We start from the raw sequence: 25,505 nt of genomic DNA on the forward strand, positions 1-25,505 counted from the left end.
TATATAAATTTTTCACTGTGGGGTATGGAGAGGAAAAAAAGTTCCCTCTCTTTTTTATTGCAATTATATGGTATAATTGTAAAGTTTACCTTTACTGAAAATATAAACGGGATTATGCTATTTTAATTCAGAAATTAATTGTTTAACATTAAATAAACAATATTCTTTGAAAATAAGATATAAGGAGAAGTGTATGAAAAAAGTAATTCTTTTTAACTTCAACGGGACCATTACCAGTACAAAATTTTTAGCAATTGATATGTATAACGAAATTGCTGAGAAGCAGGGATACAAAAAAATTTCAGAAGAAGATGTTCCTTATTTGAGTGCATTATCGATACGTAATAGATGCAAGGTACTTAATCTACCTTTATATAAAATGCCCTTAGTTGGGATCGCTATAAAAAGAAGATCTCAACAATATATTCCTAATTTGAAACCTGTGTCTGGAATGAAAGAAACTCTCAGTCTTTTAAAACAGGAGGGTTATAAAATAGGATTTACAACAAGTAATAATCAAGTTGTAATGAATGAATTTTTAACAAATCATTCTATTAATATATTTGATTATAGTCATTTTTCTTTTAGTCCTCTCTCTAAATCAAAAGATATTTCTTCATTTTTGAAAAAGTATAATTTAAAGAAAGAAAATGTGGTTTATGTAGGTGACGAACTAAGAGACATTAAAGCAGCTAAGAAAAATGGCCTTTTTTGTATAGCAGTATCTTGGGGATTCGACTCAGTAGAGCTTTTAAATACAGGACGTGCAGATAAGGTTATAACACAACCTAAAGAGATTGTAGATGTTTTATCAAGAATATAATAATGGCTTTTATATTTCTTAATCTATTCCGATAAATTTGAAAACCCTTTGCTTATATGGGCAAAGGGTTCTTTTTTTATGTGAATATTTCTTAAGTTGCAAACCCGTGGAGTTATATTTGTAGTCCTTTTTTTCCTGTATGTAATCTATCAGTATTTGGCGTTCATCCTCAAATAACATTTTTAAGTTACTAATCTCTGATAAAGGCTTCCAGCAAATATCTAATATCAACTCATCTGGATCTTGAAATTTCCTTTCCCCACCTAACAACTTCACTTCGAAATACTTAATATGGACATTTACATCATATGTGACTGTATCACGTTCACATATTTTATCAATGACCGAAATCTTGTATCCCGTTTCTTCCCAAACCTCTCTTATACAGCATTCTTCATATGTCTCAGAGCCTTCTATACCACCTGAAGGTACTGACCATAGTTCTGGCTGATTCGCCTTCTCCTGGGCTACCATTAATATTTCGTTGTGATCGTTTATACAGATTGCAGCAGAGCCTCTCCACTTAGTCACCTGACCCCATCCCCTTTTATAAAATTATCCCCACCACATAGCTAAAACAAATAATGACCATAGGGAAACAAACTAAGTCCTAGGATAACAAGCCAATAAACATCCAGGATACTCTTTTTAAGTTTATTTTTTTTATTGAATATGTAAGTCAATACAATTGTAATTAGATATAAAAAAATGCTTATGCATGTTATAGCAGTCAGGTAGTAGATTGGATTTAACTTTATTATGTTCTTATCCATAAAATAAGAAATATCTTGACCAAATATTGCTAATACAGTAGCTAAAAATAGAAAAGTATATATAAATACATTAGCTTTCATCATATATTACACCTCCAAAACAAACTCTAAATAAGTTATATTTTTATATAATTAGTGTAATTTTACACTAATTTTTGTTTTTTTCAATGTAATAAAAGAGAACTATTAACTAAATATTTTTCCTAACATAATATAGATGGTATTAATATAAAAAGCAGAACATCAAATATGGTGTTCTGCTTTTTATGACATTAATTTATAATACTATAAAAATATTAACGTTCATTTTCCTACATTGTTCGATAAGGCATAAACGTTCCGCCAAAAAAATAACTCCATACTACGAGAAGTACAGCAAATAAAATGAACAAGAACCAACCTCTCACATATGTGTTTAATTTTTGTTTGTTTTGTAGCTTTTCTCTGTATTTTCGTTGGAGATCATGATGTTTCGATATGTTTTTCATTAACATCCCTCCCTTGAATATTGAACAAACGATTGGAGCCAGTGTTATGAAATATAAAACATACTATACATTACCTTTTTTTTATAACTATATTTATGAAAGGTGTTCTTTTAGGTTGAAGTAATCTTTGCACCAGAACCCCAAAGACTTCAAGGTACCAGTGAGTTCTTATTACTTTCTCCTTTGCTATTCATATCCATTACCACTTCTAACAAAAAGAGGAGAAACACAGCTATAAGCTCAGTTATAGAGGGAATAGTAATGCTTCTAATTAATTCATCAGCAGTATGTATAGCAAACCAAGAAAAGCTACAATCAATGACCAGTCTCACGAGGAATTTTCTTTTAGAATTTCTAATTTGTTGAGAAAATGTATTAATAAGAAATATTGATAGTAAATCAACTATAAATCCAATAATAAAAAACAGTAAGAGGAATATTAATAGAGATAGAAATGAGTCGTATTGTACCCCAAATATTTCAAATAAACCAATAAATCCAAACACAAATGCTCCTAGCATTAATGAAATAGCAATAATAACAATTAAAGTTATAAAAATAACAGTAAATGCTTTAGCAAAAAAATTAGATATATTGTGAGAGGGTCCAGTTTTCTTTGCTTTCAAGGTAAATATTCACATCCCTTGCTGCTAATTTTTCTTTAATGTATTTATCCTAGCCAATTGTGCGTATAAGCTAGTATTCCTAAGATGGCTCCAATTCCAGCTCCAAATAAAGTAGCCCCTACTAGCTTTAAGTTATTCTTATTATAAGTCATAAAAAACCTCCTTTCATCCAATTATATACAAAAATGGTTTTTAGTAAATAAATCTCTTTAAACGATATAATTAATATGTATATACACCCTTAGTTAACATAAACGTATTATCGGCAATAACGCAAAAAAGAGGAAAGTTTAGACTTTCCTCTTTTTTATATTCCTAAAGATAAAGCTAGCTATAAATAAAACTCCAAATAAGATCGTTAAATCAAAAATTACTGGATCTCCTGATTGATTAGTTTCATCTACAATTATCCCTTGTTGAAATAATAGCATCGCTCCAATTATTACAAAGAATAAAGAGTTGAATAATATATAGCTATTAGCTTTGATTTTATTGCTTAAAAAAACTACGTACACAAAATTACATACTAAAAAGATAGTTATCAAATAATAAATCGGTCTAAAAAGTGTAAAGGTTTCCCCCAGCATTTATATAATCCTCTCTTTTTGCTATTTTAATTTTAAAAATCAATATATTTCCATTTTATCAAAAAATTGATTTTATTTCACCTTGTATACGCTATACAAAGGTAGTTACCATAATGTACCTTTCCGGTACACATGACAAAAAGAACTCCTTGTGGCTCAAGGAGTTTAGAAAAGGTTACTATTATGAATTATGCAGCTTTTTATACATCTTTGATATGAAAGGCTTTCCTTGAAGGATAAGTTAGGAAAGAATGTATAAAAGTGCACCTTTTATACATATGCCCTTCCATATAAAAATAGTCTTTTGGAAAATTACGATATGACTTATTGTGAAACAAATTTCATATTAAGTTTCCTTTATAAGCTAGCTGACATGACGACCCAAGTTAGCTTTTTTATTTGGATCTTATAGTGAATATTATAAAACTAAATTTGTATACGGTTTACAACCTAAATAAAGAAAAACTACTGTGGTGCTGTTCAGGAAGGATAGTTTTTCTGAGCTTCAATAAATCACTTTGGATATCAAAAACATCATTCATTAGTAAAGCAATTGATTTTTTAGTATCTTTGCTCTCAATTTCATTTAATTTGTCCTCAATCTCATACACAATTGGGAAGTAATCCACTAATTGGTCCAGAACCGCATAAGCGATATAGGACACTCCTTTATTAAATCCACTAGGATGTTGTAAAAGACGTTGTTGTACTGTTTCAATACTGAGTAATGGTTTAAGGTGAAAGGTCACTAAATAATTGTCTCCGATAAATAAGTCCACTTCTTCAACATCTAATGTGTGGCTATTTAAATAATGAAGAACTAAAAAGCTGTAACCCTAATAATAATCAAGTTTAGGGCGTTGTAACAAGTGAAGACAATCTTCGATAGCTAAAGGGGGAAAGTGGAAAAAGGTCTCTAACACTTTTGCTTCCTCTTCAGAAGGAGAGGAAAAGTCTACCCAAAACCATTTAAACGAGGAATCAGATAGGTGAGCAAGGGGCACATCTTCTTTAACCTGTAGGTCTTGTGTAATAGCTATTGTTCGAATCATACTGATGCTCCTCTATGTGATTAATCATTCTCTATTGTATAGTATATTACAGAAAGTAAACGATTAATCCGACTGCTAACAAGGCAATAAAATCTTTCTAATATTTCTTCTTTTTTCGTCACTTGTATCTTTATTTTTCCTAAAATATTTATCTATAAAAATAATAAAACAAAGGAGGAGGAAACTAGGGATGGTATCCAGTATTAAGAAATGCGAGAAATTATCTGTATTAGTTAACGACATAGCAATTCTCTTTATTTCTTACTTTCAAATGTGAGAATACTACATAAATCCCTCTTCATATTTTAATTAGGTAGGAAGAGTACTAAAATCAATTTAGCTGTATAATAACGAATAGTGTATAACAGAGAATTCGTTTCTTTATCCTAATGTTTATAATTAAAACCTACAAAACAACTTATTGTATACGAAAACGTTCTATACGTCCTAGTTTATTAAGATAAAAAGGATTATTAATCTTAAAAACAGGAACGTCTAAGAATGTTACAAATTAATAAGGTGAGATGGAGGGGAAAGAATAAATCATAAGTATATATACTAAAAGACATAGTAGTGGGAGATTTTTATGAAATACGCACAAATTTTTATTGATAATCGAATTCGAAATGCCACGTTGATTGTATTGCTTATTTGTATGAGTATAGCTTGGCTTTTTGATAGCGATTATTGGTACAATATAGCTGTTCTTATGGTTTCAGTATCTTTTATCTTACATGGTATAAATGATTATATCGTAGGAAAGAACAAAGCGCGAGGAACTGTTATTATACTATTGAGTGTTCTTTTCACTCTATATAATTTACTAAGAATCTTTTTTTTATGATGAAAATAAGATTCTTACACTTGCAAAGAACGAGGAGTTTGTATGTTTAAGAAAATAGTAAAATGTTATGATTACAAATTTATTGTAGCCTTAACTGTTCTAAGTCTTATCGGCTTAGTCATGGTTTACAGTGCTAGTATGGTAACGGCGGTTAGTCGTTACGGTGTAGAAGGAGATTATTTTTATCAAAAGCAAAAACTTGCTCTGATAGCAGGCTTTTTCTTTTTCTGTGTTGCTGCCTTTATTCCCTATAAAATTTATCGAGAGAAAAAAGTATTAAAAATTTTATTAATAACAGTGATTACACTCCTTGCCCTGGTCCTTATTTTTGGACATACGGCAGGAAATGCACAAAGCTGGCTTATCCTGGGCCCGATTAGAATACAACCATTAGAATTTACGAAACTAACGATCATTGTATATTTATCGGCTGTTTTTGCGAATAAACAAGAGTATATAAACGATTTAAAGCGTGCTATTATTCCACCTATTCTTATTGTCTTGTTTATTTGTTTCTTAATTGCTTTACAACCGGATTACGGTGGAATCCTACTTATTTTAGGCACAGTCTTAGCCATTGTTTTATGTTCAGGTATTTCAATAAAATCAATGCTAAAGATTGCCTTACTAGGAGTAGTAGGCATACTTATTATGTTAGTCGTTTTATTAGTGACGGGACATATAGACACCGTGTTTTCGCCTGTTCGTTTAGCTCGTTTTACTGGCTATCTACATCCTTTTGAGAACCAACAAGGAAATGGGTACCAACTGGTTAATTCCTACTTGGCAATAGGGAGTGGTGGACTATCGGGCATGGGATTAGGACAAAGTGTTCAAAAGGCAGGTTATCTGCCTGAATCCCACACAGATTTTATTATGGCAATCATTGCAGAGGAACTAGGTTTTTGGGGAGTACTTCTTGTATTAGGACTATTATTTTTTATTATCCTTCAAGGGTTAAAAATAGCAAGAAGATCTAATGATCCTTTTGGAGCACTACTAGCTATCGGTATTTCCGTTATGATAGGTATTCAAGCATTTGTTAACCTTGGAGCAGTAACGGGAATTCTTCCTATTACAGGTGTAACGTTACCTTTTGTAAGTTATGGTGGTTCTTCTCTTACCTTGCTTATGTTTGCTGTAGGAGTACTAGCGAATATATCCATGTTTAATAAATTTGAAAAGAAATACAAACACAAAGTAACAGATCCAAGGGAACTGAAAAGTATCTAATGATTTGTATGAATGACATTTCTATAAAAATTGTTGAGGATAAAATAAAATTATAAACAAAAGACACTGGTTAAGAGCCAGTGTCTTTTGTTTATGGAAGGAGGTCAAGTTTGTAGTATTGCTAAGGGAATTCAAAGGTCTATTAAAACGCCTCTTATGTATCATTTATATACTTTCCTAAAAATCTTTATGTAGAAGATAAAAATTATTCCCTTCGGAAAAACTGCAAGGCGCTATAAACGATCCATAGAAAACAGGCCACCATAACTTGTTTTTCTAGGCAAAGAATAATTGTCCATAGTATCACTAAAGTTAAAATAGGAATAGATAACTTCCTTATCATTCACACCTTTCCTTTCTTCATTATTATCCTATCTATATTCATGAAAACATGGTAGCTTGCCTGTTTTGTGCAAAAAAAAGACGCCTATTAGGGCGCCTATATCCAACGAAATAGTTTGGAAAAGGGAAAAGTGTTTACTTTAAGAATGAACATGATCTTATTTAATCATTCCCCTTTTTAAAAAGAACAAAACATACATTATAGGTAACACAAATAAGCTGCTTAAATTCTCTATTCCATTTATTGATCCTCTGGATTTACCTCGAGACTTTCAACTTCATCATTCTTCTTTACTTCTAATCGCACAACTTTGTTTTTACTATCTCCAGGCATATTGTCGTCATCTTGCTCAAAGTCTTTAGATTTTTTATAAGTCTTTTTTCCACTAGACACTTCTATTGTTACATCATTATCGGTTTCATTAATTAATTTTCCAATTATGTTGTAATCTCCATCAGCATCTTTTTCGTATATACCATTTGAATCTGCTTTTGCTTGAGGAGTTAACTCTAGACTTTCTGCATTGTTATTTTTAGCATCAATCTCTACGTTTACTTGTTTTCCACCAATATCCTTGGGTGTATCTTTTTCTTCTTTAAACGACTTACTTTTAGGTATCTTTACTTTTTTACCATCGATAACAAGTGTTAACTCATCGTTCGTTTCTTTCTCTAATGTTCCTACTAAATCAAAGTCTTCACCTTGTTGTTTACTATCCGGATCTTTGGAGAACTGTTGTAAATTTGATTTGTTTTCAGAAGAGCTATTTTCACTTTGTGATGTATTTTGCGATGATTCATTTTGATTAGAGCATCCTACAAGAGATCCTGTAGCTAAAGTACCGGCTAATGAAATACAAAGCATTACCATTTTTTTATTCATATAGCTTATTTCTCCTTTTTGTTTGTTTTTGTTTATATTGCCTATTCTTTAAAAAACCAAACGAAATTACTTTTTTAAAACCGGAGAAGTAATATAGCATAGTCACAAGAATAATCATAATTATTCTTGTGTTAACTACTATCTTTGTATGAGACCATGCTGTCACCAAATTGAAATTAATTAGTTAGATATTTTGTTCTTTTCTTTATAATGAACTGTATATACCTTTACTAACATCTTCATATAAAATCCTCAGCTCTATATAAGTAGTGATACTATTTGCATGCATTTCACATATATACAGTTTAACTTTCCCATAACTATATTGTAGTAACCCAAGTTTGTTTCATTAAAAATGAGAGAGTTACGGTGTTTTAAACGTGTTTATAATGTTTTAGAGAAGTATCAGCAAAGTTCCACACTTAACTTCTGAATATTTACATTTTAATAAATATTATATATAGAATTAGTGTTAAAATAATGAAAGTTCCATTCTTTAGGATTACCCTTCATATAGATGGTCATTCTAATGTAAGCAAATTCTTTAACATAATCAATTATACTTTGGAAAGGAGGAAAATAAATGGAGTCCATATGGATTGAATACGCCTGGGCATTGTTAATTCTAATTGGTTTAGAAGGTTTATTATCTGCTGACAATGCTCTTGTACTAGCAGTTATAGCTAAACATCTACCGGATGATCAGAAGAAAAAAGCAATTAATTATGGAATTCTTATGGCATTTATTTTTCGATTTGGTGCTCTTTTCGCTATTTCATTTATCGCTAATGTATGGTGGATACAGGCAGTGGGAGCAGCTTATCTTCTGTATTTAGGCCTAAAGCATGTTCTTAAGGACCGGATTGGGAAACGCAATAAGAATATTCATCATGAAGATGAAAAGGAGTCTGTTGTAAAAGGGTTTTGGCCGACAGTAGGGAAAATTGCATTAGCTGACCTTGCTTTTGCAGTCGATTCCATTTTAGCTGCGGTAGCTATAGCCCTTGGTCTTCCAGAATCACCGTTTGATGAAATTGGTGGTATGGATGGAGGACAATTTGCGGTTGTAGTTCTTGGAGGCATTGCAGGTCTTATCTTGATTAAGTTTGCAGCGACCTGGTTTGTAAAACTCCTCGAAAAGCGTCCTGCCTTAGAAACTACAGCATATGCCATTGTTGCTTGGGTGGGTGTCAAACTTGCTGTTATTACACTTGCTCATAAGGATATAGGTGTCTTAGACTCTCATTTTCCCCATAGCACTATTTGGACATTGATCTTCTATGGAGTATTAGTTGGTATTGCTCTATTTGGTTGGTTTGCACCGAGCAATAAGCCTTTACAAAAGTCTTCATCTTAAAAAGATAACTAAGTATGACTTATTAACATAGAAAAACCTTCTGAATTTGGACTATGTAAAAAAGGAAAATTAGACGGCCTTGTAAAATTGATAAGGCTTTCTTTTTCATATGAAGACGGTCTAGATAAATTAAGTAGTTTATAAAATTATACGTTTGTGGTTAACATAAAACAATTTTCCGATACATATGGAAAAACCAATGCTTTGAGAAACATAAGATTGATAAAGGTGGCTTTTTCTTTTTGATGCATTGATGCAGATTTAATGTTCTTTGAGTAGGTGAGAATGGGATTAATGCATATTACAAGCACTTTCTATACCCCTGCTTGTAGTGAGAAAGATGATATTTGTTGTGTTTTATCTTCAGTTATAGAGTTACTTCAAAAAGTAACCTCTTTCTTATGGCAGATTGAGGTTGCTTTTTGACATAAAAATAAAAACTAATCAGTTGCAGTGACCTTTTCTAATTGGTTTAGCAATTGATCAATGAATTGACTGATTACAATGGTGTTCTTACTCGTAAATCCTTCTTCCAAACCTACTTGAATCATGAGTTCTCTTCCTGCCTCTATATCTACAAGTAAAGCCTTCTTTAAAGCATTGTTGTATTTATATGTTTGCAATTATCTCATCACCTATTTCTCTAAGTTGTTGCTTTTTTATTTAACAATAACTAGATTTTCACTATATAACAACATTCTTTCCTTTAAAACCCAATTAGGGTCTTAAAATACCTTTTTCAGGGTCTGAATAGCTCATTTTTAATACCTAATACATGTTACAATACGTCTTGTAGATGCGAATGAAAATTCCATTTCTTATTTCATAGGCAAGAGAAGTCCTCATAATTTGAGGGCTTTTCTTGTGTTTTATCTGATAATAGTTAATTTCGAAAGAAGACCGTTAGATTACAACATAATTTTTCAAGATCATTTATAAGAAATGACCTCCTAACTATTATTTAAGGAAGATATTTTTTGTATCAATGCTACCATTTTTATCTAAGGCAATTTTTATAGCATAAAGAAACATTTGTTGGATAAACTACTAACAAATATGATTATGATGAGAGTGTATACGTATGAGTTATTTTTATGGTGCTACCTTTTTATTTTCTGGTTTATTTCTAATAAACCTGTTATTTTCGTATCAAAGCAAGCATATTGATCCAGCCTTTTGGACGACTTTAAAGTATCAACTTTTTGCCTTTCCACTATTTTTAATAGCCAATATGCTCATCGGATATGGCATCAAATTTGGATTTAAAGCAATTCAGAATTTAACATTTGTTTTGGTTACATCTAAAGGAATAGAGATAGTGATTTCAATATTAATGGGTTATCTATTTTTCAAAGAGGTTCCTACTTGGAAAACAGCATTGGGTTTTTTTATTATGATTGTAGGGATTATTGTTTCGAAAATAAAATAGAACCTTCAACCGTTTAGAAAGTTCTATTGGTAAATTTAAAATAATAAACAACTTCTGTTTGGAGAACGTTGTAGTAAAGCTTTAGTTACCATAATCACTCTTTTGGACCGCAGAAAAAAAGAACCTCTTTTCGCGTAGCTCACGCGCAAGGGGGGGGGTAAGAAAGATTACTATGATGAGGTTATACAGGTTTTTATAAATGACGAACATGCTAATTATTATTGATTAAAGAGAGTCATAACAATCAAGCCTTTTATACATATACTCAGGCAGTAGAAATCTACTCTTTATGGTAAGAATATGTTATGCTTTCTTTTCAGTTATAGATTTTTTAGAACGAGGTACCCTTTTCTTATTTAACTGCTAAAGAAACTTCCACTCTTTCTTTTCCTCTTATAATGATGATGTCCATAACTTCCGTGATGACCACGTCTTTTCCTATAATCATCACTACTGCTATAACTCTTAAAAGGTTTTGATCTTCCTCTTTTATAATCACTGCTACTGTAACGCTTGTGCTTATTATTCATTAGTGAATCAAACAGTTTCTTGAACATGATTTAACCACTCCTCATAGTCATTTTAAATCTATAAAAAACAAAAAGCGCTTTTATCCTTTTAGTAGATAAAAGCGCTTGATGTACAAACACAGACTTCACCCAACTAAAAAAATAGGCAAAGGTCTTGCTAACAATTGAAATTTCCAACAAAGCCGGAAACATTTTGTTTCGTAGTGACGACTTTTGTTGTACAGCTACTCCCCTTTGGAGTATTAAGTTTGTTCAATGGCAACGCAAACCAATTCTATAAGTCAATTAATAACTAATTAGTTATTACTTTACTAAAAAGTATTCGTATTGTTTATCTTCACCGTGCTAGATGACTGAACATTGAACGTTTTTCAAAATTAGTTTAGATATAAGATAGTATAGTGATTAATTCCACTATAAGTGTTAAATCCCCGAGAGGGGATTAGTCTCAATATCTTTAAATACCAACAGTTCTCAATTCTTATGGCAAGGCTCTTCACCTAAAAACTTGTTAGTTCCTTTGAGTGCAATAATTTTTTGTTTAATCTAGGAGTGTACATGACCAGAAAGACAGACCTTCCAATAGTATAGATAACAAAAGCTAGCCAAAGTCCATGATTATGCCATATAGGAGTGATTATAAGCTGAATGATTACAAATAAAATTGTGGCGTAAATCATAGAGTTTCGAACTGGTGCAATTTCAGTTGCTCCTGTAAAAACGCCATATATGACAAGTCCAAAACAAGCAGCGAACGGATAGACAATAAGCCATGATCCGTATTGTAGTGAAATTTCAATAACATTAGGTAGATTTGTAAAAAGCCTAATAATAGGTTCTTGAAAAATCGTATATAAGCTAGATATGATGAAAGCTGTTATTAGCGACCACTGTCTAGATAAAGTAAGAGTTTTCTTATATAACTCTTTGTCATTGGATCCTATTGATTTACCAACAAGAATACTTGAGGCATTGGCAAAACCATCGAAAAGATATGCCATTATGTAGTGAATTTGAAATAATACAGCATTCGCAGCTAGAAATTCTGTACCGAACGAAGCACCTTTTGCTGTAAACATATTAATAACAATTAGTAAACAAATAGTCCGAATAAATAAATCTTTGTTAACATTAAACACCTTTTTCATAGAATGTGTATCCAGGAGCGACTGAACTGAGGGCAGCTTCCATTCAAACGGAGAAGCTTTCCAAACAATAAATACACCTAATACAAAGGCTGAAAATTCTGCAATTAAGGTAGCCGTAGCAACTCCTTGTACGCCAAAAGAAAAAACATGAACAAAAAGAATAGCTAAAAGCATATTTAAAACATTTGTTAGTATCTGTAAACATAAAGCTTGTTTAATCTTAGCCATTCCCATTAACCAACCAAGAATAACGTAGTTCATCAATGTAAAGGGTGCTCCCCATATTCTAATTCTGAAATATTCTACGGCAAACCTACTTACATCAGCATCGGGAGAGATTAATAGAAGGGCAGCGTGTTCAATTGGCCATTGTAAAGAAATAAAAAGGATCCCTAGTGTTACAGCTAATAAAAACGGACGGCATAAAGCAAGGACTCCTTGATCTGGATCGCTTGCTCCATTTGCTTGTGCAGCGAAGGCGGATGTACTAACACGTAAAAAGCCAAATAACCAATATAATGTATTAAAAATAAGCGTTCCTACTGCAACTCCTCCAATGTAAGCTGGAGCTGGAAGTTGTCCAACAACAGCAGTATCTACGGCACCTAGTAAGGGAGTCGTCATAGTTGAGATTGTTAGAGGAATTGCTAAAGTAAGATATGCACGATGATTCATCCAATTACCCTCTTTCTACATGGTAAAAATAAAAACAACAGCCTCGATTATGTTAGTGAAATCGAGGCTTTGCTATACATATATATGTTATTAAATTAAAGCGTACCATTTCTTGTTCCAATTGAACGAAAACGTGGATGCTCTGCAAGCATAGAACTTCTCATTTCCTTTACTATAGGGTTTTCTGAAGTAAAGAAAGCATCTTTTGAATGGAAATGCTCAATTAATTCTCCTTTTTCTAATACACCTAATGTATCGCTAATAGTATAGGCAGCTTTAATATCATGGGTAATAAAAAAATACGATAACCCAAAGTCTTCTTTTAATTCTCTTAATAGTTCTAAAATTAGGGTTTGAGTAACCATATCTAGACTACTTACAGATTCATCTAAAACAATGAGCTTTGGTTTAAGAGCAATGGCCCTTGCAATATTAACCCTCTGCAATTGGCCACCACTAAATTGATGTGGATATTTTTTCAAGTCTTTTTCACAGAGCCCTACTTTCTCTAATAATTCAATTACAGCTCTTTTTTGTTCGCTTAACGTTAGCTTTTCATAGTTTTCTAACGGTTCTGCAATGATACGTTCTGCTGTCATTCTGGGATTGACTGCTGAGTGTGAATCTTGAAAAACAACTTGAAGATCACGCCGAAGTTTCTGACGAGTATGTTTATCCGCATTGTAGATATCATGTCCTTGAAAGAGAATCTGCCCGTATTGTGGTTTTTGCAAACCAAGAAGTACTTTTCCTAAAGTGCTCTTACCGGCTCCACTTGTACCAAGTATCCCAAAACATGTACGTTCTTCAATAGAGAAGGTGATATCAGAAAGTACTTTTCTAGAACGATTTTTCCATTTAAAAAATGTTCTGTTTTCGTAGCTATGAGTGACTTCATTTACTTGTAATAAACTCACTTGTTCACCTCTTATAAAAATGCTTATAATATATCAAATTAAGTTGATAACAGGTTCATCTAAATATAGTGTTGGCCTTGCATTCAGTAATTTCTTCGTATACTCATGCTTAGGATTATCAAATAGTTGAAAAACATCTGCTGTTTCAACTATTTGCCCATGTTGCATGACTGCTACTTCATCAGCCAGTTCAGCAATAACTCCTAAGTCATGAGATATCAACAAAATCGCCGAACCATAATCAGAACGAACTTTGTCCAAATGACGCAGTACTTTCTTCTGATTATTGACGTCTAATGCAGTTGTGGGTTCATCAGCAATAATAATAGCTGGACGGAGGCTTGCTGCAATAGCGATCATTACTCGTTGAAGCATCCCCCCACTCAGTTGAAAAGGATAGTATTTCAAAAGCTTGTTAGGTTCAGGTAAATTCACTTGTTTCATTGACTCAATGGCAAGCTCTGTCGCTTGTTTTTTATTCCAATTCGTATGAGAGCGAATAGTTTCAACAAATTGGTGTCCAATAGTAAAAACGGGCGTAAAAGTATTCATTGGATTTTGCATGATAAAGGCTATATCCTTACCACGAATTTTACGCATTTCCTTTTCAGCTAAACCGTTTAACTCTTGTCCCTTTAGCATTATGCTTCCTTCAATTATTGTTTCTTTACGATTAAGAAGCTGAAGAATAGACATACTCGTAATAGTTTTACCACAACCACTTTCACCAATAAGACCGAGAACCTTTCCAGGCTTTAGTTCAAAATTTATATCTTTAACAAGATCTGTAATACCATTTTTGGTTTTTAATTGAACATGTAAATCTCTAACTTGTAACACTTTTGACTCTTCTGTTCCCAACTTTTTTCATTCCTTTTCAAAATCGACGTTTGACACCGTAACGTTCTGATAGCGCTTCGCCTAATAGATTGAATGTAACAATGATAAGCATAATAGACAAACCCGGATAAAGCATGAGTTCTGGATTTGTTCGAATATACGATTTTCCTTCGTGAATCATTGCTCCCCATTCAGGTGTAGGAGACTGGACGCCTAATCCGAGAAAAGACATAGCCGATATATCCATGATAGCCCATCCCATTTCCAACGTACCCATTACGACAAGTGGAGGTAGCACATTTGGGATAATATGATTTTTGATGACTTTCCATTGCGATGATCCATTGATCTTTGCAGCAGAGATAAAGTTCTGTTCTTTCAAACTAAGAACCATCCCTCGGAACATTCTTGCGTAATAAACCCATTGCACAAGCATCAAAGCTAAGATAACTTGCGGCAGTCCAGGTCCAAATATGCCAACTAACCCTAGTACAAGGATTAGGCTTGGGAAAGCCATAACACCGTCGCAAAATCTCATTAAAACATGGTCAACCCAACCACCTTTATAACCTGAAAAAGTACCAATGAGTAAACCAATTGCTAATGATGAAATGAAGATAAGCATAGCAAAACCTAGTGAGATACGTGCTCCATATAAAATACGTGATAGGTTGCATCTTCCTAAATGGTCGGTACCTAATGGATAATTCCAGCTTGGAGACTGCAATTTATAAGCCAAATTGACAGCGATTGGATCGTGTGGCGCAATCCAAGGAGCTACTATAGCAATGATAAAAAGAACACCTAATATTGTTGAACATATAGGAATTACTCTTTGATTTTTAAATCTCATACGTATACTTGTTATCATCAATGCTGTCCTTCTTTCCTTGAAATACGCGGATCTATATACATTTGAATTATATCTACTAGTAAGTTGCTCAAAATAAATAAAATAGCTGCTATTAGTACATAGCATTGAATAACAGGAATATCACGATTAAAGATAGCTTCAATGAAATAACGACCAAATCCAGGCCAAGAAAAAACCGATTCAACGATAATTGTACCTGTAAGTAATTTTCCAAGGTTCATTCCAAGTCCAGTTATCATTGGAGAAATGGCAATTCTAAGAACATGCTTTGTCATAATTGTTTTTTCCTTCAGCCCTCTAGTCCGAGCAAACAGTACATAGGGCTCTTGTAAGTTTTCAAGAACACTTGAACGTAATAGCCTTGTATACATTGCTATTAAAGGTAGGGCTAATGTAATAGAAGGCAGTACGAGATGCTGCCATGTCCCAATTCCCTCAACTGGAAAAAGATTAAGCTTAACAGAAAAGAAAAAAACCAAGATATAGCCCAGCCAAAAAGTTGGAATAGATGCACCAAAAAAGGAGAGTAGTCGACTAAAATGATCGATAGCGCCTCCTTTCTTTACTCCCGCCAAAAAACCAAGAGGCACGCTGATGAGCACGGCTATTAATATACTTGCTAGAGCTAGTTGGATAGTGGCTGGTATTCGATATATGACCTCATCCCATACTGGTTTATTTGAAACGTAAGATATGCCAAAGTCAAGTTGGCATATCTTCAAAATAGAGTTTGCATATTGAACAAGAAATGGTTGATCTAAACCAAACTCATGTCTTTTTTGAGCTAAAATCTCATCAGTCTGTTGGATGTGTGCTGCTGTTAGATAAGCTTCAGCTGGATCCACCGATGAGAGGTGAACCATTCCAGTCGTGAAAAGTGCGGCCAAAAGAAAAACTGGAATAATGGACATAATTCGTTTTAGTATATAATTGCCCATGAAAACCTCCTGCTAGCTACTGTTTGATGCTAATTCCTGTGAATGGATTTTCATCACGATTAGCAGGGAATTTAAAATCTTTTACATTCTTTTGATAAATGGCTGTTTTCTTCATATATGAAATAGGAATAATAGCTCCTTGGTCTTGTATTGACTTTAAAATAGACGAATAGAACTGTTGGCGCTCTTTTTCATCTGTTGTTTGAGGAACCTTCGCCATTTGTTTAATTAACTCATCTTTATTTGGATATGCTGAAATAGCTTCATTAAACCCATACCCTTCTGATGCAACAATATTTAAAAATGTATGAGGATCATAAGGAGCACCAAAATTACTATAGAAATTAATATCAAATTTATTATCTTTAAATCTTTGAACTTGGTCTGGTAGTTCAACTCCCTCAATGTTTAATTTAACCCCAATTGCCGCCCATTCAGATTGAAGAGTTTCGGCCATTGATTTTTGAATTGATTCTGCTGAATCATACATTAGGTCAATTTTAAGTAACTTTCCATCTTTTTCACGAACTGTTTTTCCTTTAGGAAGTTTCCACCCGGCTTTGTCTAATAGAGCCTTTGCTTTTTCTACATTATACTTTACCAACTTCACATCTATATCTTTCGTGTAAGGTAAATTTGTAGGTAAGATATGGTTTGCTTCCTCTTCTAAACCAGAAGTCACTCCTTTAACCAACTCTTCTTTATTAAAGCCATAATGTAGGGCTTGGCGTACACGTTCATCTGAAAGCTGTTCTGTTTTTGTATTCATAACAAGCTGTCTTGTAGCAATTGGTTCAGAAACCCTAGTTTCATATTTTCCAGTGGACTTTAGCTGCTTAAACGTGTCTAGACTGACAACTCCTTCTCCATAAATCATGTCCAAGTCACCTTTTTCAAATGCGAGTACTCTCGTTTCTGCATCTGGAATAACTTTAACTTTGATTTTTTCTACTTTTGGAATTTCTCCCCAATAATTTTCATTTCTTTTATAAATAGCATATTCGTCTGTTTTATAATCTTCTAAAATCCAGGGACCTGTACCTACCGGTTTGACGATACCCTTTGAAGTATCACCATCTTTAGGAAAACCAGCTTTTCCTAAGAAACGAACTGGTCGAACTACAGCTAGTTCCTGAATTGTTGGGTAATATGGTTCAGTCAATGTTAATTTGAAAGTATTTTTATCCACTACTTCTGTTTGAGCTATTTTTGTAATGAAACCCAACCAACTGTGTAATTCTTTATTATTCAAAATAGTGTCAAAATTCTTCTTAACAATTTCTGCATTAAAGTCTGTTCCATCAGAGAATTTCACACCTTTACGCAAATGAAAAGTATATACTTTACCGTCCTCAGAGATTTCCCATGACGTAGCTAGGTTTGGTTTTATTTTACCACCATCTTGATAGCTTACTAATGGCTCATATACCATAGATTGAGCAAATAATTGTGAAGGATTGTAGACATGTGGATTCATTTCTCCTACATCTCTCGGCCAAGCAATGGTCAGCATGTTATCATGCTTGCCTTTCGATGTTGATTCCGCATTATTAGCGTTAGAACAACCAACCAATAATGTCGACAAAATTAAAATAGATAAAATAAATAACTTAATATTCAGAATACTGTTCCTCTTCGACATAACGATGTCTCCTCCTCGGTGTTGATAATCATTTTCAATTGTAAGCAGGATCCGTATTCTTGTCAATGTAATATTAAAGTCTTTATTTCATTATTGTACGAACTTGTCAAAATAACGTTTTAATGAAGTTCTATAAATAAAATTCAGAATAAAAATAAAGAAAAATAACCTTTTAAATAGATTTTTTTAAAACATATAATTTACATTAATTTAATTAGTTATACTATTTATTCTAAATATGAACAAGTTCGTATTTGTCATCAGTAAGAGTAAATGATAAAACTTTAATTTTTCATTAAATACTTTAATATTTACTCACATATATTTGTATATTCACCATAATGAAAAGTCTCTCTAGTTAGCAAAATGGGTATATTTACAAAAGGAAATTTTTTAATGAAAAATATAATTATTTAATCTCTTCTGTATATTAATCTATAAAACTAGCCAGACTCATAATGTATTCGCCTATATCATTAAATTTGAAAATCCTTTGCCTATATAGACAAAGGATTCCTGTTTCACAAAATGTAATTTGTTGTAAGTTACATTATATAGAAGGCTTTTAACCCTTATAAATCTGAAGAATGTTTTATTTCTCTCTCCAAAGAATGTTTAGAGTTTATCCTTAAACTAATAAAAGTAGATATAACTAAAGTAAAAGTACATAGGCCTAATAACATCATTAGACTGTTATAACCTATTTTATCAAGTAAGAATCCAATTAGCACAAGACATAATTGCATAATAGTTCGATCAATCATGGTCTTAAATGAAAAGAATCTTCCATGGATGTCTGAAGGTACTTTTTGTTGAGAATATGTATATAGAAGAGGGTTAAACATACCATAAGCCAAGCCAAACAATCCAAACGCAAAAACTGTTATATAGAGATTTGTTAGTGAAAGTAAGAGTTGTGCTCCTCCCATCAACCCACAAGCAAACAGAAGAATTAATACCTGTTTTTGATATTTTTTTATCATTTTTTTTATAAATAGTCCAGCAATCAAAATGCTTGATCCCTCAACAAAGTAAAGTATTCCCATAATAAAACCAGGTTTTCCTTCACCAACTTCAATAACAAACAAATTAAATCCTGAAATAAAGATCAAAGGAATTATAGATAATACTAAAACCGTCTTTATGGCATGGTTTTTTAGAATGATAGGGAAAATTTCCTTAAACTTAGTCTTAACTTTTTTATTATTCAATTTTAAATTGTCAGGAATAGATAGTAAGAAGTTGATGAAATAAAGAGTAATGTAAGCAATAAGGGCAATGATAAACAAAACGTATAAAGGCGCGATAGTTAACAATAAACCAGCTAATACAGCCCCAAAAATTCGAGATAAAGTAATAATATTTATATTAATGGCATTAACAGTAATTAAATCATCTTTATCAACTATAGATGGCAAAATTGTTTGTATAGTAGGATTAAAAAAAGAAGCCGAGCAACCAATTCCTATACTATATACTACCATCCAATAAATTGAACCTGTATATATAGCAATTAACATGGCTATAACAGAAGTGATTCTCATTAATCCAACTAACCTTAATACTTTTACTTTAGAGGTAACGTCTATATAACGTCCTGCATACGGTCCTATCATTACCCCTACAATTCCTCCAATAACAAGAAAAAATGCCTGAAGGGTATGAGATTCAATATGGTTTTGTAAGAATTGCAAATTACCAATAGTGCCAAACCATATTCCCATTTGGAATACTAATTGACTTCCCAAAACAATACTTAAATTTTTATTCTTTAATATGGTTTTTAAGGAATTCATTTCTACCTCTCTCCCTTAAATCTGAAATCTCTTCCTTGCATCTTTACTTCATCGCTTAAATGACCTAATCCTGAAAGCCCACAGACGATTTCTTTTTCTTTATCAATACACAACTTTTCTTCTACTAATTCATCTTTAAGATGCCCCGTAAAAAATGCTCCAAGTTTCAGCCATGAAGCTACTAAGTAAAAAGTTTGACTTAAATGCCCAACATCCATCATTACAATACGGTATACTCTTGGACTGTTATATTTCCACATGGGTCTTTCTAATACTGCCGTATAAAAAAAGAGGACAGATGCATTCTCTACATATTCCTGTCCAGCAGCCATATCTACAACATCAGATATAGTTCCTTTCTTAATTACATCTAAAGAATGATTCTGTACGTTATAATGATATAAGCCTTTCTCTAATCCTTTTACATTTGATATGTAAGGGTATACTTCAATAGGATGTCTTGCCCCACCAGAAGGACTTGTTTTAAAAAGATTCTTTCCTATTCCAGAATCTCTTTTACAAGAATGTGCTCCCCAAACAAAATAAAGAAGGGTTGATAATTCTGTTAAAGTTATAGGCTCTTTGGAAAAAGAACGAACAGTTTGCCTTTCTAAAAGAGTGTCAATAAATTCTCGGCCTTTTTCAAACATTGGAAGAGGCAACTTGATTTCCTCTAACCCCCGATAAGTCTTATATATAGGTGGGGACTTTATATTTTGTTTTTTAGTAACTAACCTATCATAGTCTTGATTTACATCTAGGTAATTATCTTTATGAAGGAGTCTTGTATTAAAATGAAAATATTTAGCTGGAGTTCCCCATTCTTTCCAATTAGACAATTTTAGATTTTCCTCATTATTCTCTTCTACTAATATATGTACTTCTTTAAGGGCTTTAATTATGTCTGTAATCTCTTGTTCTTTAAACTTTATATTTCCTTCTTGCTGTAATTTTAAAGAGGCCTCTTTTGGATCTATCCACTCTTTAAATGAACTTAAAATAGGGAACATGGATGGTTCTAAGCTGTATTGCTCATGTCTTATAAAATCATCTACCATAAGATGACCGTTTTTCCAAAAGTGAATGATGTTTTCTGATACTTTTAGTTTCATAATAACTTCTCCTAACCTAATAGACATAAGATATGTTTTCTAAAAATAAATGACTGCCCTATGAAGGGCAGCCATCAATTGGTTTCAATATTACAATTATTTTGATGGAGAAGTTTCACCGTGTTCTAAATTAACACGAATTTTATACTCATTTTCGCATGGTTTAAAAACTGTCATGTGTTTCATCCCCCTTTAGATAATTTGTAATATATTACATGTTTTATTTTCCCATAAAGAGATTTTTTTGTCAATTAATTGTCTGAAAATAACAAAAATAAACAATTTATTGTCGATTTGTCCGAAAAACAATTAAGCTTTATCGTAACAAAATGACCCTTCTTTAATTTTAGTCAGTGTTTTTTCTCTATAACTACTGTATAAGATATTCTACTTTAGTTAACATAAATCAGATTATGTTAAATTCGAAATCAACTTAATTATGCATGTAATACTTAACGTACTTCCGTTGAAAATACGTTAAGTATTACTTTTATTAATTATATAAGTTTGGATGTGCATATTATTTATGATAATTATACTAACTTATCTTTTTATCATAGAAGGACATATATTGCGTTGATAAAACCAGTGTTAATTCAGTTCTATACCATGTAATCTTCACATAGAATATACAACAAATCGTAACTGTTACGTTTTAAAAAGTGTTATAATCATTATTTTTAAGGTTTTTATCTTTTAAATGAATTTTTTATATTAGCTCTTTCTTATTAGCAGCATAATTTATTCAGATTCTATCATATAGTTCTAGTAATTGGAGGTGAAACGATAAGTTATGACAACCCTATCACAGTTAAGTAAAGATTTAATAGGTGTGTTGTTATTGATGCTTTTTGGTTACTGCTTTTTCTTTGTTGATATAAATACAAATGATTTAGCTATTCCGGCATCTTTATTAAATGTAAACTCCATTTTTTTAAGCATTGTACTTGAAGCTATCCCCTTTATCTTGCTGGGAGTATTTGCATCTGCTCTTATTCAAGTATTTGTCTCAGAAAAATTCATTCAGCGTCTGATTCCAAAAAATCCGTATATAGCTCTTTTACCAGCTGTTCTAGTAAGTGCTCTTTTACCGGTTTGTGAATGTGCCATTATTCCAGTTATAAGGCGGTTATTAAAAAAAGGTATGCCTCTTCATATCGGCATTGTCATTCTAGTTGGGGCACCCATTTTAAATCCCGTTGTCTTTGCTGCTACTTTTTATGCGTTCCAGTCAAATACGTCCATCGTCTACAGCCGTATGGGTCTAGCTGTTGTTGCTTGTATATTAATTGGTCTATCCGTTTATTTCCTTTTTCAGAATTCCAATCAGTTACGAGATGTATACGTTCACGAACATGAGGAAGCAAAAGTAGGAAATAAGTTAAAACAGATGTTGTATCATGCCAGTGATGAATTTTTCGATATGGGCAAATACTTATTATTTGGTGCACTTGTAGCAAGTCTATTTCAAACCTTTTTAGATAGACAACTATTGACGAACCTTGCTAGCAATGACTACATGTCTTCTGCTGTTATGATGGGATTTGCTTATGTACTTTCACTTTGTTCAGAAGCAGATGCTTTTGTAGCTTCATCTTTTTCTCATACATTTTCACCTACAGCTCTTCTTGCCTTTCTACTATATGGACCTATGATGGATTTTAAAAACACCATTATGCTACTAGCTTTTTTCAAAAAACGTTTTGCATGTAGTCTAATTCTTATCATTACTGTGAGTGTGTATCTCATCACCATCACTTATGGAATAGTTAGTAAGTAGATAGGAGAAATGATATGAAGAAAATTGATCAGCAATTTATCATTTATATAAGGGGGATATTACTAATTGGTTTTTCCCTCCTTATGTTTAAACTCATGTTAACAGGTAAAATCATCCAATTTATTGCACCTAAAATGCTGCCTTTTATATTGTTTTCTTCTGGTACCTTTTTTTTGTTGGGAATTATACAAATTTGGCGAAGTAGTGTAAAGAAGGATGTAACTTGTGAATGCGGTCATGATCATATAGAAAAAGGAAATATTCGAACAACGCTTATTTACTCCTTATTTCTATTGCCTATCATGACAGGCTTTTTATTTTCTGACCACACACTTGATAGTTCTGTTGCAGTAAAGAGAGGGTTAAGTTTTTCCGTTAATAAATCTGATACTCAGCAACAACCCGCAGATGATGAAAAAATTGATACTACTAATTCAGAACTAGAAAAAGATACGAATGATTTATTGTCTGGAAATTTAGATGAAACGCCAAAGAATGTTCCCACCACACATCAAAATAGTATTGCTGCTAAAGTGGCTCCTAAAGGTTTTTATGAATTACTGGAAGAGAAGCTAGTCAAACAACCGAAGATTTCTATAAATGACACCGACTATATTCCAGTCATGAACATTATTGAAAACAACACCAATCAGTTTATAGGAAAAAAAGTCGAAGTCAGTGGCTTTGTCTATCGTGAAAAAAGATTTAAAGATAATCAATTTGTTGTTGCTCGCTTTGGCATATCCTGTTGTGCAGCAGATGCATCTGTATACGGCTTATTATCTACACTAGAAAATGCCTCAACATTAAAAAAAGATACGTGGGTTCATATAAAGGGAACAATACAAAAAACTACGTACAACGGAGAAGATGCCCCCTATGTTCAGGTTCAACAAATTGAGTCCATTGACCAGCCTGATAATCCTTACGTGTACGAACTTTATCAAGGTGAACAGCTCATAGGCCCTGGTGAATAGTGTAATAATCAATAAATAAGATCAGAAAAAGCAGGTTAAATATTAACCTGCTTTTTTAGATTGTTGTGTAATCAAACCTTTTAAAGTTCTAAAATCAAAAAGTGAGGTAAGCTATTTTCTATTATGTCTGTTGCAAATTTCAAGTGAATGAATCCTTAAACTTACTCCAACTCTCTTCAAACTCTTTCTGCGTTAGAAGATATTGATTTAATTCCTATTCTATTCTATTTTATCTTATTCTAAATCTATGCCAATAAATACTAACTTGATGTGACAATCATGGAATTGATTATCCCATTCACCCAACAAATGTGGATTTTTTTACAATTTGCTCTTGTTGGTTTGTTGGTAAGGAGGCAATTCAATAAGAAATAGGTTCAATACTTACAGTATGCCCCACCTTGAGACATTAAAAGCGCTAAATTATTTCTGATAGCGCACCACGCAATACCTTTAGCCCTCACTATCCACTTTGGAATTGAATAAAGCCATTTAGTGAAACATTCTGAATGAAAAGGCTTCTTTATGGCATATACAAAAGAACTAATTCCACATTCCTCTGTTTCTAGTGTATGCTAATGTAAAGTGTGCTCAATCATATTATGCTTATTGCAAAGTTGTATTTCCACATTTACTAACAGAACAGTTAACTAACAAATTGTTTATGCCTTCCATAAGCAAATGCAACCATTAGAATTCCAAATACGGCACAGATTGTATACATCAGCGAATAAGACAAAGCATCCGCAATTGGCCCCATTACAATACTTCCTAGTGATACACCTAAATCGGCCGTTGCGATAAATAATCCAAGCAGCGTATTACGATTATTGACTGGTAGTACAAAGGTTAAATATGTTGTTAATGTAGGATAGATAATCGCTTGAGCCACTCCCATTAAAACGGCCGCAGTATAAAAGAAAAAAGCGCCTCCAACATTCGCAAAGCTAATGGACTGCGCTGCTAAAGTCAGCATTAAGAGCGTTCCCATCATATAAAAAGAATGCCACTTTCCATCTGAAGGGATTTTTTTCATTAATGTAAATCGCGCTGCCACTACCGTTGCAGCTTGAATCATAAGGTATATTCCTGCGTGCCCATTTTTCACTTGCTCTGCATAGAGAGGGACAAAGGTCGTTACGGCTCCAAAAACCATGGAAGAAACGAGCATGATAATGCTACATCTAAAAAGGTAGCGATTTTTAAACAGTTGACTAAACGAAGCACTCATCCCAAGAGGTGGTTCCGTTTTCTTCACTTCATTATGTGAATTTCTTGTTGAACCATAACCTACTAGGCCTGTTAAGCTAGCAATGGCTACCATTACAACAGCAAAATATGTTCCATTATCTTCTTGCCAAATTCCGATAGCTAACAGAGGGCCAAGAATACCCGGAATATATGAACATAAAGAGTAAAGAGAAATTCCTTGAGAGCGATCTTCTTTAGGTAAAGCATCAATAATCGCGATTTGCAGCGACATTGAGAAGAAAGCCGTACAAACTCCCTGTAGTATCCGAGCTGTAAAATAGCCCCCTAGGCCTGTAAACGTATATAAAATTAAGGCTGCAGCGTTAATAAATAGAATAACTCGCAACACTTTAACCGGACCATATTTATGAATGATATAACCTGCCCAAGGTCTAAAAAACATCGTTGTAAATAAGTAGGCACCCATAATGATGCCAATTGTTGTATTAGTTGCCCCTAAGCTGCTTCCTTTTAGAGGAATAACTACGTTTAAGATTGCATTTGCGCTAAAATAAAGAAGCACTAGTGCATATAAACGTAAGAAGGGCCAAGATAATGCTCCGTTCATTGTTTTCTCCTCCTATGTAT

General features: G+C 32.7%; 23 protein-coding genes and 2 pseudogenes. 7 read left to right on the forward strand and 18 right to left on the reverse strand.

What is annotated here, in order from left to right:
* The first annotated feature begins 193 nt into the window (after nt 1-193).
* Complete coding sequence (locus ACO1DI_RS22470; RefSeq protein ID WP_228307854.1) at nt 194-823, forward strand: HAD-IA family hydrolase; 630 nt, start codon at nt 194-196, stop codon at nt 821-823.
* A gap of 120 nt (nt 824-943) precedes the next feature.
* On the opposite strand, the pseudogene ACO1DI_RS22475 reads toward ACO1DI_RS22470, so the two are convergent.
* From ACO1DI_RS22475 to ACO1DI_RS22495, 5 genes and pseudogenes are all read right to left on the reverse strand, one after another.
* A pseudogene (locus ACO1DI_RS22475) lies at nt 944-1,354 on the reverse strand (NUDIX hydrolase); the annotation flags it as partial.
* A 553-nt stretch (nt 1,355-1,907) separates the two neighbouring features.
* Nucleotides 1,908-2,084 (reverse strand): hypothetical protein, encoded by a 177-nt coding sequence (locus ACO1DI_RS22480; protein WP_155404210.1) that lies wholly within the window; start codon nt 2,082-2,084, stop codon nt 1,908-1,910.
* 149 nt (nt 2,085-2,233) lie between these two features.
* On the reverse strand, nt 2,234-2,710 hold the full coding sequence (locus tag ACO1DI_RS22485; protein WP_047751954.1) for a YrvL family regulatory protein: 477 nt from the start codon (nt 2,708-2,710) through the stop codon (nt 2,234-2,236).
* Between the two features lie 1,030 nt (nt 2,711-3,740).
* Nucleotides 3,741-4,118 (reverse strand): annotated as a pseudogene (locus tag ACO1DI_RS22490) (CorA family divalent cation transporter); the annotation flags it as partial.
* Nucleotides 4,119-4,133: 15 nt separating this feature from the next.
* A complete protein-coding gene (locus ACO1DI_RS22495; RefSeq protein ID WP_228307856.1) occupies nt 4,134-4,349 on the reverse strand; it encodes a hypothetical protein in 216 nt (71 codons plus the stop codon).
* A 586-nt stretch (nt 4,350-4,935) separates the two neighbouring features.
* Between ACO1DI_RS22495 and ACO1DI_RS22500 the strand changes: the two genes are divergently transcribed.
* Both ACO1DI_RS22500 and ftsW read left to right on the forward strand, forming a co-directional pair.
* Entirely contained in the window at nt 4,936-5,193 is a 258-nt protein-coding gene (locus tag ACO1DI_RS22500) for a hypothetical protein (protein WP_047751953.1), read from the forward strand.
* Nucleotides 5,194-5,235: 42 nt separating this feature from the next.
* A complete protein-coding gene (gene ftsW, locus ACO1DI_RS22505) occupies nt 5,236-6,426 on the forward strand; it encodes a putative lipid II flippase FtsW (RefSeq protein ID WP_228307857.1) in 1,191 nt (396 codons plus the stop codon).
* A gap of 583 nt (nt 6,427-7,009) precedes the next feature.
* On the opposite strand, the gene ACO1DI_RS22510 is transcribed toward ftsW, so the two are convergent.
* Nucleotides 7,010-7,651, reverse strand: coding sequence for a hypothetical protein (locus ACO1DI_RS22510; protein ID WP_047751951.1), 642 nt, complete (start codon nt 7,649-7,651; stop codon nt 7,010-7,012).
* A 583-nt stretch (nt 7,652-8,234) separates the two neighbouring features.
* On the opposite strand from ACO1DI_RS22510, the gene ACO1DI_RS22515 reads away from it, so the two are divergent.
* Nucleotides 8,235-9,008, forward strand: coding sequence for a TerC family protein (locus ACO1DI_RS22515; RefSeq protein WP_047751950.1), 774 nt, complete (start codon nt 8,235-8,237; stop codon nt 9,006-9,008).
* A gap of 440 nt (nt 9,009-9,448) precedes the next feature.
* Here the strand turns inward: ACO1DI_RS22515 and ACO1DI_RS22520 are convergent, their stop codons facing one another.
* On the reverse strand, nt 9,449-9,631 hold the full coding sequence (locus ACO1DI_RS22520) for an aspartyl-phosphate phosphatase Spo0E family protein (protein ID WP_047751949.1): 183 nt from the start codon (nt 9,629-9,631) through the stop codon (nt 9,449-9,451).
* 458 nt (nt 9,632-10,089) lie between these two features.
* Here ACO1DI_RS22520 and ACO1DI_RS22525 point away from each other — a divergent pair, with 458 nt between their 5' ends.
* Complete coding sequence (locus ACO1DI_RS22525) at nt 10,090-10,437, forward strand: hypothetical protein (protein ID WP_047751948.1); 348 nt, start codon at nt 10,090-10,092, stop codon at nt 10,435-10,437.
* A gap of 356 nt (nt 10,438-10,793) precedes the next feature.
* Here the strand turns inward: ACO1DI_RS22525 and ACO1DI_RS22530 are convergent, their stop codons facing one another.
* The 9 genes from ACO1DI_RS22530 to ACO1DI_RS22570 form a co-directional block, all read right to left on the reverse strand.
* A complete protein-coding gene (locus tag ACO1DI_RS22530; RefSeq protein ID WP_080963444.1) occupies nt 10,794-10,994 on the reverse strand; it encodes a hypothetical protein in 201 nt (66 codons plus the stop codon).
* A 473-nt stretch (nt 10,995-11,467) separates the two neighbouring features.
* Nucleotides 11,468-12,790 (reverse strand): MATE family efflux transporter, encoded by a 1,323-nt coding sequence (locus tag ACO1DI_RS22535; RefSeq protein WP_228307858.1) that lies wholly within the window; start codon nt 12,788-12,790, stop codon nt 11,468-11,470.
* A gap of 95 nt (nt 12,791-12,885) precedes the next feature.
* Nucleotides 12,886-13,707, reverse strand: a complete 822-nt coding sequence (gene nikE / locus ACO1DI_RS22540; RefSeq protein ID WP_047751946.1) for a nickel import ATP-binding protein NikE — start codon at nt 13,705-13,707, stop codon at nt 12,886-12,888.
* Between the two features lie 33 nt (nt 13,708-13,740).
* Nucleotides 13,741-14,568 carry a nickel import ATP-binding protein NikD gene (nikD, locus tag ACO1DI_RS22545; protein WP_047751945.1) on the reverse strand — a complete coding sequence of 276 codons (828 nt, stop codon included), beginning with the start codon at nt 14,566-14,568 and terminating at the stop codon, nt 13,741-13,743.
* 16 nt (nt 14,569-14,584) lie between these two features.
* On the reverse strand, nt 14,585-15,418 hold the full coding sequence (nikC, locus tag ACO1DI_RS22550) for a nickel ABC transporter permease subunit NikC (protein ID WP_228307859.1): 834 nt from the start codon (nt 15,416-15,418) through the stop codon (nt 14,585-14,587).
* Nucleotides 15,418-16,359, reverse strand: a complete 942-nt coding sequence (gene nikB, locus ACO1DI_RS22555; RefSeq protein WP_047751943.1) for a nickel ABC transporter permease subunit NikB — start codon at nt 16,357-16,359, stop codon at nt 15,418-15,420. Before nikB ends, nikC begins: the two co-directional genes overlap by 1 nt.
* A 16-nt stretch (nt 16,360-16,375) precedes the next feature.
* A complete protein-coding gene (gene nikA, locus ACO1DI_RS22560; RefSeq protein ID WP_047751942.1) occupies nt 16,376-18,001 on the reverse strand; it encodes a nickel ABC transporter substrate-binding protein in 1,626 nt (541 codons plus the stop codon).
* Nucleotides 18,002-18,573: 572 nt separating this feature from the next.
* Nucleotides 18,574-19,797: an MFS transporter gene (locus ACO1DI_RS22565; protein WP_047751941.1), complete on the reverse strand. Its 1,224-nt coding sequence runs from the start codon at nt 19,795-19,797 to the stop codon at nt 18,574-18,576.
* Nucleotides 19,798-19,799: 2 nt separating this feature from the next.
* The gene (locus ACO1DI_RS22570) at nt 19,800-20,909 is read right to left on the reverse strand and encodes a SagB/ThcOx family dehydrogenase (protein WP_047751940.1); all 1,110 of its coding nucleotides are present in this window, start codon (nt 20,907-20,909) and stop codon (nt 19,800-19,802) included.
* A 793-nt stretch (nt 20,910-21,702) separates the two neighbouring features.
* On the opposite strand from ACO1DI_RS22570, the gene ACO1DI_RS22575 reads away from it, so the two are divergent.
* The gene (locus ACO1DI_RS22575; RefSeq protein ID WP_047751939.1) at nt 21,703-22,689 is read left to right on the forward strand and encodes a permease; all 987 of its coding nucleotides are present in this window, start codon (nt 21,703-21,705) and stop codon (nt 22,687-22,689) included.
* 14 nt (nt 22,690-22,703) lie between these two features.
* Nucleotides 22,704-23,666: a TIGR03943 family putative permease subunit gene (locus ACO1DI_RS22580; protein WP_228307860.1), complete on the forward strand. Its 963-nt coding sequence runs from the start codon at nt 22,704-22,706 to the stop codon at nt 23,664-23,666.
* Between the two features lie 377 nt (nt 23,667-24,043).
* Here ACO1DI_RS22580 and ACO1DI_RS22585 read toward each other — a convergent pair whose 3' ends face one another.
* Together ACO1DI_RS22585 and cntE are read right to left on the reverse strand one after the other, a co-directional pair.
* Nucleotides 24,044-24,214 carry a GTP-binding protein gene (locus ACO1DI_RS22585; RefSeq protein ID WP_223260266.1) on the reverse strand — a complete coding sequence of 57 codons (171 nt, stop codon included), beginning with the start codon at nt 24,212-24,214 and terminating at the stop codon, nt 24,044-24,046.
* 98 nt (nt 24,215-24,312) lie between these two features.
* Nucleotides 24,313-25,485 carry a staphylopine family metallophore export MFS transporter CntE gene (cntE, locus tag ACO1DI_RS22590; protein ID WP_047751937.1) on the reverse strand — a complete coding sequence of 391 codons (1,173 nt, stop codon included), beginning with the start codon at nt 25,483-25,485 and terminating at the stop codon, nt 24,313-24,315.
* Nucleotides 25,486-25,505 lie beyond the last annotated feature (20 nt).

The sequence above is a fragment of the Priestia sp. 40 genome (genome assembly GCF_049368575.1).
Lineage (GTDB): Bacteria > Bacillota > Bacilli > Bacillales > Bacillaceae_H > Priestia > Priestia zanthoxyli.